The sequence below is a fragment of the Psychrobacter aestuarii genome (assembly GCF_904846035.1).
Classification (GTDB): domain Bacteria; phylum Pseudomonadota; class Gammaproteobacteria; order Pseudomonadales; family Moraxellaceae; genus Psychrobacter; species Psychrobacter aestuarii.
The window spans coordinates 1,196,743-1,209,543 of sequence record NZ_CAJGYT010000001.1 but is presented as its reverse complement, the minus strand read 5'-3'; the positions used below and the strand labels follow the sequence as shown (position 1 = coordinate 1,209,543).

General features: G+C 41.1%; 11 protein-coding genes. All 11 read left to right on the top strand.

Annotation, left to right across the window (positions count from 1 at the left end):
• Window positions 1-195 precede the first annotated feature (195 nt).
• The 11 genes from JMW05_RS04955 to JMW05_RS04905 all read left to right on the top strand — a co-directional run bounded on the left by JMW05_RS04955 (window position 196) and on the right by JMW05_RS04905 (window position 12,792).
• Window positions 196-1,575 carry a phospholipase A gene (locus JMW05_RS04955; RefSeq protein ID WP_227691446.1) on the top strand — a complete coding sequence of 460 codons (1,380 nt, stop codon included), beginning with the start codon at window positions 196-198 and terminating at the stop codon, window positions 1,573-1,575.
• Window positions 1,576-1,597: 22 nt separating this feature from the next.
• Window positions 1,598-2,311: a ComF family protein gene (locus tag JMW05_RS04950; protein ID WP_227691445.1), complete on the top strand. Its 714-nt coding sequence runs from the start codon at window positions 1,598-1,600 to the stop codon at window positions 2,309-2,311.
• Between the two features lie 322 nt (window positions 2,312-2,633).
• Entirely contained in the window at window positions 2,634-3,098 is a 465-nt protein-coding gene (locus JMW05_RS04945; protein WP_227691444.1) for a pilus assembly FimT family protein, read from the top strand.
• Window positions 3,092-3,745 (top strand): type IV pilus modification protein PilV, encoded by a 654-nt coding sequence (gene pilV / locus JMW05_RS04940; protein WP_201504260.1) that lies wholly within the window; start codon window positions 3,092-3,094, stop codon window positions 3,743-3,745. The genes JMW05_RS04945 and pilV overlap by 7 nt, the downstream gene beginning before the upstream one ends.
• Window positions 3,745-4,692, top strand: a complete 948-nt coding sequence (locus JMW05_RS04935; RefSeq protein WP_201504259.1) for a PilW family protein — start codon at window positions 3,745-3,747, stop codon at window positions 4,690-4,692. Before pilV ends, JMW05_RS04935 begins: the two co-directional genes overlap by 1 nt.
• Before the next feature lie 15 nt (window positions 4,693-4,707).
• Window positions 4,708-5,535, top strand: a complete 828-nt coding sequence (locus tag JMW05_RS04930; protein WP_201504258.1) for a pilus assembly protein PilX — start codon at window positions 4,708-4,710, stop codon at window positions 5,533-5,535.
• A gap of 80 nt (window positions 5,536-5,615) precedes the next feature.
• Window positions 5,616-9,548 (top strand): pilus assembly protein, encoded by a 3,933-nt coding sequence (locus JMW05_RS04925; RefSeq protein ID WP_201504257.1) that lies wholly within the window; start codon window positions 5,616-5,618, stop codon window positions 9,546-9,548.
• A 54-nt stretch (window positions 9,549-9,602) separates the two neighbouring features.
• Entirely contained in the window at window positions 9,603-10,178 is a 576-nt protein-coding gene (locus JMW05_RS04920; RefSeq protein WP_201504256.1) for a type IV pilin protein, read from the top strand.
• The gene (locus tag JMW05_RS04915; protein ID WP_227691443.1) at window positions 10,178-10,597 is read left to right on the top strand and encodes a type IV pilin protein; all 420 of its coding nucleotides are present in this window, start codon (window positions 10,178-10,180) and stop codon (window positions 10,595-10,597) included. Before JMW05_RS04920 ends, JMW05_RS04915 begins: the two co-directional genes overlap by 1 nt.
• 320 nt (window positions 10,598-10,917) lie before the next feature.
• The gene (locus tag JMW05_RS04910) at window positions 10,918-11,361 is read left to right on the top strand and encodes a pilin (protein ID WP_201504254.1); all 444 of its coding nucleotides are present in this window, start codon (window positions 10,918-10,920) and stop codon (window positions 11,359-11,361) included.
• 342 nt (window positions 11,362-11,703) lie between these two features.
• Window positions 11,704-12,792 (top strand): sulfatase-like hydrolase/transferase, encoded by a 1,089-nt coding sequence (locus JMW05_RS04905; RefSeq protein ID WP_201504253.1) that lies wholly within the window; start codon window positions 11,704-11,706, stop codon window positions 12,790-12,792.
• Window positions 12,793-12,801 lie beyond the last annotated feature (9 nt).

Genomic DNA, 12,801 nt, shown 5'->3' with positions numbered 1-12,801 from the left:
GACTGCCAAGTATGCATTTGTCAGACGGATAGTACTGGTCAGCGTGCTGTATTTTTATTACAATGCTGTAACATCTCCGTATTTAAATCGGCTCAGCTGTGTGTCAGTGGTTGAGCCTATTCCCTTTACTGTGCGTCTTATGAGACGCGATTTTCGATAATTCTGCTGCTAATGCCAGTATGATAAAGGACAGCCATGTTTGCCCCAAATACGCTCATGACCGCACGTACGTTTACGCCACATCGCTCGCTGCGTTACCGTTTGCCCTTACTGGCGGCACTGGGCTGCTTAAGCTGGCAGGCGCATGCCGATACCAGCACAGAGTCGGCCACTTTTGGTGAAGCCGATTTAAATGTGCAGTCAGCGATTAATGTCACCAAACGCTTAGACACTACCATCGATACGAGCAGCACCGCGCCATCCGCCGACTATTTGACGCAGCAAAACAAGCTGTTTATGGAGTGTACGCAAGTTCAAACGAGCGCGGCACGCTTGGCCTGTTTTGACAAGGTCTCTCAGCAAGGCGAAGTGCCCAGCTACACCAGCAATAAGCAGCCTTTGGACTTGGCAGAAACCTTAAAAACCACGTTTTCAGGCAATCCTCAAGTGGTCTTGGCAGAGCCTACCGAGCCCGCGACTGGTACAGACAGCGTAGCGCCATTAACTGCTGTGCAAGCGGGTGATAATGGGGCGACAAAAAGCGATGAGCAAATCCTGCAATCGGTGGGCGTGAGCCAAAGCGAAATTGAAAAATATACCCCGCTTAGTCTGGCTTATGATTTGGATAAAAACAGCGAGCGCGGTACATGGTCAGCACGCCCGTATCGCCCCATGTATTTGATGCCCGTTTTTTATAGCATCAATCCTAACCGTCATCCCAGCACACCGAATCGGGAAGAGGTTGCCTACACCGATGACGAGGTGAACAATACAGAGCTTAAGTTACAAGTCTCATTAAAGACAAAAGTGGCTGAAGACTTGTTCGGTACCAATGCCGACATGTGGTTTGGCTATACGCAGCAGTCACATTGGCAGGTTTATAACTCGGAGAACTCACGTCCGTTTCGTGCCACCGACTATGAGCCTGAAGTGTTTATCACCCAGCCTGTAGCCGCCAATCTGCCATTTGGTGGTCGTTTGCGTATGCTTGGTGCGGGTGCCTCGCATCATTCTAATGGTCAGTCGGACCCCTTGTCTCGTTCATGGAACCGCATTTATCTGATGGGCGGCGCTGAGTGGGGCAAATTTGCGGTTATTCCACGCGTTTGGACACGCCTAAAAACAGAAAGCAATGGCGATACCGATGACAACCCAGATATCGAAGATTACATGGGCTATGGCGATGTGACCTTCCTCTATGATTTACCCGAAAAGCAAAGCATCAGCGGTACCTTGCGCTACAACACCAAAACCGACAAAGGCGCGATGCAGCTGGATTATGTCTATCCACTATCGGATGACATTAATGGCTATATCCAGCTGTTCCACGGTTATGGCGAATCCATCATTGATTACAACCACAAAAACACCGCGATAGGTATGGGTGTGGTGCTCAAGGACTGGAAAGGCTTCTAAACCTGCTGGTCAGATGGTACTTATGCGACGACTGCCTCCGTATCAGCTGGGTCTTTGGTTAACTGCCTATGTCAATGGGCGTTGTCCCTTGTGCCGCATACATCCCTGCGCTCGCTTGCCTTCTGCCAGTCAATATCCAGCAGTTGCGCGGCGGGCGCTATTGTGTGCCGCTTGTCATCAGCACATCACATGGCTGCCTGCGCCATTTGAAGTCGACTTTGCTATAGAGCAGCCGCTGGTGATTCAAGCAGCGACGTATTATGACTATCCAATCCGCCAAGCCATTTCTGCCTTTAAACAACATGAAGACTTAACACGGCTGCCCATTCTTGTGCATTTGCTCAGGCAGCTGCCACGTCCCAAAGGCTGCCATGCAGGCAACAGCGTTATCGTGCCCATGCCGACCACCGATGCTCGTCTTATCAAGCGCGGCTTTGATCCCGTGACTGTCTTGTCTCAGCACTTATCCCACCATTGGCGCATTCCGTTATGGCATGGCGCGGTGCGCACGGACAATACAGTCAGCCAGCGTGGTCTGAGCCGTGCTGAACGCTTGAGCAATCTAGACAATGCTTTTGACGTGAACACAATCTGTCCTGCCCGTCATCTACTCTTATTTGATGATGTGGCGACCACAGGAGCAAGTCTGCAGGCGCTGGCTCGCACGCTTATTACCCACCATCCGCGCGCTTCATTGACGGCTTTTGCCCTCGCGCATGGCAGCCAAGACCGTTAATCGCCTTCTACCTACCATCCCCGACACTTTTTTGTACTTAGCAAAAATAAGCACTGCTTTCAATACTATTTTTTTATATACTGAATCTGACACTGTAGAAATAAATTCTTAAAAGGGCATGTCATATTTGCTGCAAATAAAATTTTATACAATATAAGTGTTTGATTTTTATTAACTATTTTTGATTCGTAATAATTAATTGTGGAACAAAAATTGCATAGTAATAGTAGTTGTTCAGTAACAAAACAAAAGTACCCCAATATTCTAGCGCGTGATACATGATGGCAATACTAATAAATACATTCGCCTTTAGGAACATACTGTGAGCACTCAAACCAGACACGTCTTAACCAGCAGTCATGGCTTTACCTTAGTAGAGCTGATGGTGACGATTGCGGTTCTCGGTATTATTGCCAGTATTGCCACGCCCAGTATCAGCTTGCAGCTGGCCAATATGCGCGTAAAGTCGACAGCGGCAACGCTTGAAAATGCATTAAAAGAAGCGAAAGCAGAAAGTGCGATTCGTCGTCAAGATATTCCAGTGACTTATACGAATGGCACGACAGGCGGTACGATTACTGTGGGCAGTATTCGTACCTATGATTATGATGCAAAAAGTACGATTAAGAAAAATAGCACTGCGACAAGTATCACTTTTCGTCCCAGTAAAACAGCCAGTGACAGTATCACCTATACCATCTGTGACAGCAATGCCAGTGCCTCGCCCAGACAAGTTAAAGTCAATAAACTTGCGGTGATTACTACTCAAGCAGGAGTGACATGCTAATGAATAGACATTATCAGCAAGGGGTTGGTCTCGTTGAGGTTATGGTGGCTGTACTGCTGCTATCGATTGCTGTGCTTGGCTTTAGTGCGCTACAAGTACGCGCCGTAGGGGCAACCGATGAGAGTATGATGCGTACCAAATCGCTCACCTTGGTACGTAACTTATCGGAGATTATGCGTGCGTATCCTGAAGCCTACGTGACAACAAGTGGTACGACGTTTACCAAAGCAAAACCATCGGCAACGGGTGCTTTGCCAACCGTACAAGCGGTGATGAGTAGCACGGCGATAACTTCTGCTACGGTAGATAGTAAGACGATTGATAACAGCACAAGTGCAAATGGTTGCCTGTCAACGGGGACTGAGACTGTAAGCCAAAAAATTGTCCCAAAGCAGCAATGTAATATGAACCAACTGGCAGCACGCGATACGTTGATATTCAAAAAACAGGCGACTGATGAAGGTATGAAGGTTAACGTTGTGACTTGTCCAGGCACGACCACCCAAGCCATTCAAACGCAGATGTGTATTATCGTTGCATGGAATGATACCAAGGCTCTACTGAGTGATAGTGACGGTGCAGCTTGCGCTAATGCAAACGGTACCTACAAAACAGGCAGTCAGTGCCTAATTTCGGAGACCTACTGATGCGTCACACTAAAAAAAATGTACCGCATACTCAGACGGGTTTTACCTTGATTGAGCTGATGATTGCCTTAGTGTTGGGTCTTTTGATATCAGCTGCAGTAATGCAAGTTTATTTAATCAGTACGCGCACGGTGACGGTACAACAAAGTGCCTCTGAAGTACAAGACAGCACTATTTTTGCGATGCAGGCATTAGAGGAGAGTATTCGACTTGCTAATTTAGGGAATGAGATTACCAGCATCACCAGTTTGACACCACACGGCGGCGTCGTCTTAACAGGTAATAACATTAAAAATGTGGGTTATACGAATACAGGTGATTTTACGGTCAGTGCAGGACAGACTGTGACGAAAGGTGCTAATAGTTGGTCAGGCATATCTAATACCAATATCGCCAGTGACCAATTGACTATCCAATACAAAAACGTCACGGGTCGTGATATGTATGACTGCGAAGGTGAAACTATAGCTTCTGGTAGTAGTGACTGGGTGATTGAACGTTATTTCGTACGCGAGACGACTGCCAATCAGACATCGACAGTGAAAGCGCTTGGATTAGCCTGTGATGCAGGGCGCGTGACTGATGCAGGGGTAGTATCGAATTTTGGCAATGCAGGTGAGATTATCATTCCTGCTATCGATCAATTTAAAGTATTGCTCGGTACAGCAACAGATTTAAATAGCCTAACTTATTTACCTGCAAACATATATTCTACGCTGACAGATAAGCCTGCCATTACCACAATTAAGCTTGGCGTTATTATTCGTAGTAATACGCCTTTGTTAGAAAACACAGATAGTGACAGCTTTATCCTATTGGACACGACCAATACCTTGAAAACCGATACAGCACGTCAAAAATACTATCGCCGTGCTTATGAAACTACCATTCTACTACGTAATGCGCGCGTGATGTCAATAGTACAAAATGCTATCAACGGTTCATAATTAATAGAGGTCATTATGTCTACTAAACGCTCTACACATATGCTCTCAAGACCTGTGCAACAACAGGGTGCCGTGTTGATTGTGGTATTGTTATTTCTGATATTGATTGTCATTGCTGGCGCATTAGCAGTACGCCAAAGCACTACAGATTTAAAACTTTCTACAAGTGATCAGGTTAATACCTTACTACTGCAATCAGCAGACAATGCCAATCAAAATATAGAACAATCTGTTAACGGTGATAGCCGTAGTAATATCTATACAGATATGCTCTCACGCTCAGGACCTTTTGGTTATTTTATTTTAGACAAAAAAGGTCAAAATAATGAATATGTCTTTTGTTTTCGTCCACGTGATCGCTTTTTTAATATCAATAAAACCACCATTCGGACGCCTAGTGGCGGTAGTGTATTACCAAATACTACAGGTTACTGCAATCCGAGCAAACCTGAAGATTATGTGAGTAGCCGTAATGCCAGCATGACACAAGTGAATGTTTCTATGACGCCGCCTCGAGTGTCTGACGAAGCTTTTAACAATTTTACATTGGGGCAGGATACAAACAAAGTATCGAGTATCGCCTATAGCTTTGATGTTAATAGTACTGCTGTTTTGCCCGCTTATGGTGATACCAAAGTCGGTAGTACCAACTGCTTTGCACAAACCACAAGACCAATTACAACTGTTAATGCAACAGATACTTTATCAGGCTGTATGTCTAGTGCAGGTGTACCTAATACCACGGTATATCAACAAGTGAATGTTGAGAATCAATCACTGAGAGTTAAGTGTGTGAATTATGGTAAAGGTGATGGACTTTTATGTACTTTGCCATCCAATTAAATTGTCATTGTAAATATATTGACTCAAGACATCATGACCTAAAGGCGGATCGTCCTGATAAATACTAAAGGAGTAGATTCATGAAGCTATCCAATAAGCGTACCGCCCAATTATGGCGAAGAACAGCACTCGCGACTGCTGTACTGGTAAGTCTGAGTACTTTATCGACTACTGTTAATAGTGCAGATAGAAAACCTATCGGCGACTTAGAAATTTATAAGTCCGCTGAGCCTGGTACTGCGACTATTTTTATGATGCTTGATGTGTCAGGTAGTATGGGTGAGTCAAGCATTTTAAATGACTATAAACAGAATTGTGACAATAGTAATAACAACAGTTATGGAGACTTACAATCAGAAGAAATCGTAGCTGTAGTCGTTGGAGAGGATGGCACAAGAAGCAGTTTTTCTTATGTACCAAAAGGATGTCAAGTAAAAGGTGGTACTAGTAATAACCAAGGTAGTGATAATGGCAATAAAAAAGAACTGGATCGTTTGTCACGGTTACAACTATCACTGATTAAACTTTTTGCCACTGAAGTTTATGCCAAAGGTAATAAGCAAATTAACGATAGTGAGATTGGTCAAATCACCAATAACTATAAAATTGGGGTTGGTATATTTGGCTATGGTAATGGCACAAAGGGTAAGGTTGTGGTACCTGTCGGTAAAATGACAGCGGCTCAACGTAGTAAGTTAATTCAAGAAGTCATTTCTTTGAGCTCGACAGGCAACACACCAACCGCACAAGCTCTTGCAGAGGCAGGGGCATATATGATGGGAACAAACACTAAAAAAGACTCGATATTAGCTGTTGGTCAACGAGACGTATATAATGGTTATTATATTTACCGAGCTTGCAAAGCAAACAATTCAACTTTGTCGTTTAACAGTATTTTAAATCTAAACGTAGCCGCTTGTTCCAATTGGGATAATAATTGGTATTACGGTAATTCCATTTTTCCTAGAGCAGATTATGTAGTCACTGGTAGACCTTATGATACTTATTATGCTAATACACAAAGCTTCAGTGGGTTTGATGATTCTGTAGATACCGCAAAAAATAGCAGTAAAACAAAATACACATCGCCAATTGAGAAAGACCAATGTGGTGGCAATGGTATATATCTACTCACTGACGGTGAGCCAAACGGATCATCGAATCAAGTAGCAAAAACTGTGATGAATGAATCTCTGCAAGGTTCAAATTTGTCCGTGAATAGCTGTGATGCACTATCAGGGAGTGTCAATCAAGCATGGGGCTGTATGGCAGAATATACAGCACTATTGCGTAATCCTACCAACCCAAGCAAATCGCCTATTAGAACTGCAACAGTAGGATACGGGAACTCATTTGCAGGATTAACGGGTAAACGAAAGATTACTATTAATAATGAGACAAAAGAAGTAACCGACTGTGATAGTGGCACAAATGTAGATAACAATACTCGAAATCTATGTCGTATTGGTGAACGTCGTGGTGACAATGAAGCTAAGACTTATGGTGACGGCGGCTTCTATTATGTTGCTGCAAACTCTAGCTCGGACACTGCAAATGATCAAGGAACAACGATTGCCAGTAGTGTCCTTGATTTTGCCAAGAGTTTAGAGCCATTCAATCGAACCATTCCAGCGGGCACCATCACTGTGCCCGATAACCCTTATCAAGCGTCCCAGCAGCTACCGTTTGCATATCTGCCTATGCTTGCACCAAATATCGATACTGCCAAAAGCATTTGGGATGGAAATGTCAAAAAATATAGCCTTAACAATGGCACGCTGTATGGTAAAAATGACAATAGGTTATATACCAATGTGGCAGGTGACCTAAGCAACACAACACAAGATCTATGGCAGGCAACCAATTTTACTAAAGATGGCAAAACGGCTAATGACCAAGTCGAGGCAGGTGGTGTCTATGCTCAGCTTGCAACACCAAGCTCGGGACTGGCTAGCGTGCGTAGTGTGTATGTTGAGGATTATAAAACAGCGAATGATAAAACACCTGTATTACGCAAAGTGGGTGTATCGACCGAAGGAAAGCCTGTAGGTTTTGATCAACTAGTAGATACCACAACCTATACTGAGCTTAACAAACGCCGCCTGTTAAGCTTCTTAGGATTTAGTAGTGTACTCACAGCTGATGGCTTAGCTTCTTCTAATGTAGCTGTCAATGATCTCGTCTTAAGCGCACCTACAGTCAGCACTAAAGTGTTGGGCGGCGTTGTGCATTCTAAGCCAGCAGCTATTTCATATAATGCGACGCTAGACGCTAATGGTAGTATCACAAATACGCGTGATGACTATGTGTGGTTCGGCTCTATGGACGGCTCGCTTCACTTAGTAAATGCTGATGATGGTACCGAGACGACAGCCATTATACCGAAATATATGCTTGAACAGCAGCCAAAGGCATTGGTGAAAGACTCTATAAAAGAGACTATAGGACAACCTTATTTCGGCGTTGATGCACCATGGCTAATTACTACCGACTATAGTTATGATTTGGAAAATAGCAAAGTCACTGTAGATACTTCTTCAGGAAACGGCATGTTTGCTTATGGCGGGCTTCGTATGGGAGGAGAGGCGTTTTATGGTATGGACATTAGCAGTAAAGCCACACCTAAAATGCTATTTACGATTACACCAAATGGTCTAAATTATAATGCTTCTACAGATTTTAGCCGTATGGGTCAGATCTGGAGCAAACCTACTGCTGCCAAAATTCGTATATCAAAAAATGCCGAGCCTATAGATGTACTTGTCTTTGGTGGTGGCTATGACATGAAGTATGAAAATGACAGTTACAAAGCCACAACTGCGGCACCTGCTAAGGGCAATGCAATTTATATCATTAATGCCAGTACTGGCGCACTAATTTGGTCTACCAGTGGTGAAACAGGTGGCGATAAAAACACTAAAACTACTGATATGATTAATAGTATATCTGGTGGTATCACTGTTCTCGATCGAGATAACGATGGACTAATGGATCATTTATATGCTGCTGATTTAGGCGGTCAAGTGTTCCGCGCAGACTTTCAAAATGCTCGCCCAGCTGAATTTGGCTTTACCGCAGTAGACAATTTTTCAAACAAACGTATTGTTCGTGTTCTAAACACCAATACCAATACAAACACAGCACCTTATCGTTTCTATGAGCGCCCTGTTATCAGCTTCTACCGTAATGAAGGCATTAGTGGGGAAACAGTGAGCAATGCAGGCAAGATTTTTGCCATGGTTAATGTTGTCTCAGGCAATCGTAGTGCACCGTTGTCTAAACTACGCACGAACAACGATTACGCAAACCGTGTTTACGGCATTATTGATACGGATATCACGCAGAAAAGTATTTACGAGACTGATTTTAAAACGACGGTTTCTGATTTAACAGAAAGTAATTTAGTAAATTTAACTATGTCACTGGGTGCCACACCCACTGATAAGGTTAAAGAAGATACTAGAAAAATACTTATTCGTGGTACGAAGCAAGGATGGTATTATCCATTGACTCGTTTTGATGGCTATCAAAATGTCAAGTATAACAAGGGTGTAGGAGATAGCGTAGTAATCAATAGTCTTTTGTATACCACAGTATACAACCCCGATAAATTATATGGAAAAGCAGATTCATGTACGCCTAAGATTCAAGGTGGATCAGAGCGCCAGCTATATTGTTTACCTTATGGTATCTGCTTAGATGCTTCGTCTGTTAACGGAACAGGCGGGTATGTTCCTGCAGGACAAGGCATTCAAGAATTGACACTTGGTGCTTTCAATAAAAACAATACAGACATCAAGGTACTTATAGGGACAACTACTGTAGACGAACGCGTTAATACAAAGAATCGTACAAAATACGGTACTGATACAGACAAGAACAGTAGCAATATTAAAGATACTCAGTACGATGGTGGTCAAGCAACACAGACTGGGGGTGATGGCTCAGCCGTAGAGTACCTATTTAATGAGCGTTATACCTTGCAGCCTAAAGCGTGGTATGAGAAGCAATAGCTGTCAGTGTCATCTGATAAAGCAAGTACAAAAATTGTCAATGGGACAGTCACTATGCATACTTTACCATCAATTTACAAAAGGCATCATCAGCTCGGTTTTACTTTAATCGAGCTGATGGTCACAGTAGCAATATTGGCTATTCTTGCCGCCATTGCCATACCTAGTTATCAGCAGTATGCAATACAGAATGCTGAACGAGAAGTACAGGCTAAAATGCTCGATATACAAGTTCAACTTGAGCAATGGCGAGCCAAAGCATTGACTTATCGTGGCTTTCAACCAAAGATGGTAAGTAATACGAGCACAGTCAGTTATACTTATGACAATACTGATAACAAAACCATATATGTCCCTAGTGGCAGTACGTCGAGCAACTATCGTTATAAAATCACTTTAGTAGATGGTACGTCACCTGCCAATTCTTTGATTTCTACTACAAATACTGCTAAGAATGCAGATACCGCAACAGGACGTTCATGGAAAATGTTAGCCACTCCTAATACAAATGGTATTACCAGTAGTGCAAATAGATTTATGATGACCAGTCAGGGTATGCGGTGCCAAAGTAAAGACAATACTATTACTATTACATCAGCCAACTGTGGAACGGGACAACAGACATGGTAATGAAAATAGACTATCAAAAATCGTCAGGTTTTACACTTATTGAATTAATGATTGTCGTTGCCGTTATCGGTATTCTAGCAGCGATTGCCTATCCCAATTATCAAAATTATGCAATCAAAACTAAGCGGGCAGATATGATGAGTGAGATGCAAAATATTGCCCAACAAATTGAGCGACAAAAATTGTCACTAGGCAAATATAGTAGTGTGGTGACTACTGGATTAACAGGAAATTATCCAAGACAAAGTACTGCTTTGTATAATGTCACACTCTCAAATCCGCTAAATAAAGATTGGACGGTTACTGCAGCGCCGATTGTTGGTAAACAAATGGCAGGCGATGGTACGTTAACCTTAGATAGTAAAGGCGTCAAGTGCCGAGGAACGGTATGCGGTACTGGTGATGAATGGAAAAATTAGTTAACTTTGACAAAAATAGTCACTATATAGCAATAAACAGTAGACAATATTCGTCAAAAAAGTACATTTCTACTATAGATACTTAGGAAATGGTAAAAATATGTATTGTAAACGATAATTTGGCGTTAACGTATGAATCCACAAGGTACAGTATTAAAATATTGAGATTAGCATAAGGTTATTTCCAAAGTTGGCACATTACCTGCAATATTATAAGTAAGACGGATAAGCTAAATAAATTAGCCATCCTAAATAATTCTTGTAGGCAGCCAATTAATAGCACTATGTATGCTACTGCCATATACTCATAAGGAGTTGTTATGAACGCTCAAAAAGGTTTTACCCTAATCGAACTCATGATCGTTATCGCTATTATCGGTATTCTAGCTGCGATCGCTATTCCTCAGTATCAAAACTACATCGCTAAATCTCAAGTAAGCCGTGTAATGGGTGAAGTTGGTGCGATGCGTACGGCTACTGAAACCTGCTTGAATGATGGCCTAGAAGCTACTGCGTGTGAATTTGGTTGGACAAATAGCAATCTATTAGGCGCATCGACAAAAACCCTACAAACTGGCCTTGTTGCAAGTTTTGAAGATACTGGTGCAGCGACTTTGGTAGCTACTTTTGGTGATAATGCCTCTACTGCTATCAAGCAAACCGGTGCAAACACGTTGACATGGACACGTACCGATGCAGGCGCATGGTCATGCTCTACTACTGTACCTGCTAAGTTTAAACCAACTGGTTGCTCAGGTAGCTAAGCCGTTTAGAGATCTGGAAATATAAAAGAAGGAGACTATGTCTCCTTCTTTTTTTTGAGGAAATCATGATATCTCGTAAAATAAACTTAAGAGAAGTGCTGTTTTCTATATTGATAGTAATTTTACCAAACTTGTTTTTTTGGTATCTATGTCATAACTTAGGATTGCATAGGGTATTTATTAATATAGATTATTTTATACCTATAGCTTTTTTATATTGGAATAAAAAGTTTACATTTTTTATTCTATATATATTTGTTTTTTATAGATTTTTTACTTATCTTTGGGCAAATATTTCCTATTATAAGAGTATATGATTTATTATATTTAATGAAATTCTCTTTGCTTACTTCTAATGTATATAAAACTTATGGACTGATCGTATTCTCTTTCTTGATTTTCTATATTTATTTTGGATATAAGTTCTATAGAAAGATAGATAAAAAATTAATTTTAATGTCTTTTAATGTTTTCATATTTGTATATGCTATAGATATAAATATATTTGAAGAATATTCAGGTAAGTTTTGGAAGCCAAAATCTAGCCTCGTAAGTTCTCTAACTGTTGACTATTACAATTACAATAATTCTGGGTTTATTGGTAATTATCATATATTTGGAAAACCTTTTTCAGAGTTAAAAGTCACAGGTGCTTCTAGTAGTATATGGAAAGACAAAGATATTAGATATGATAAAGTATTGCTCATTGTTAATGAATCATGGGGTGTGCCTATTAATGACGATATACAGAAAAATATTTTATCGCCTGTAATAGATAATATATCAGTTAAAAAAACTATAAGAAAAAATATAGATTTTGATGGATTTACTATTGCGGGAGAATTAAGAGAGCTATGTCAAAAATCTCCTCTTCATTTTAACCTTAAAAACCAAGAGACAGGATTTGAAGACTGTATACCTCATTTCTATAAAGAAAAAGGGTACAAGACTATTGCTATACACGGAGCTTTAGGTTTAATGTATGATAGAAAATACTGGTATCCGAGAGTTGGTTTTGAAGAAATACTCTTCAGAGATAAGGGTTTGAATCTAAAGGATTCCTTCTGCTATTCATTCCCTGGAAATTGCGATAGCGATATAGCTGGTGTGGTCTTGAAGAAAGCTAGAGAAAATAAGAAATTTTTTATGTATTGGCTAACGCTGAATACACATTCAGATTATGATATTAGAGATCTGAAAGTCGACTATATGAATTGTAATGAATATAATTTGGATGAAAGAAGCGCATCTTGCAGAAACATAAAACTTCAAAAACAATTTTTTTATAATTTATCTAAAATAATATCAGATGATGCATTTAAAGGTACTAATGTCATAATTGTAGGTGATCATACACCACCTATTATATTAAAAGAAAAAAATATATTTATCGAAAAAAAAGTACCAGTCTTTAGTTTTGTAATTGAGTAATGAGCTTTA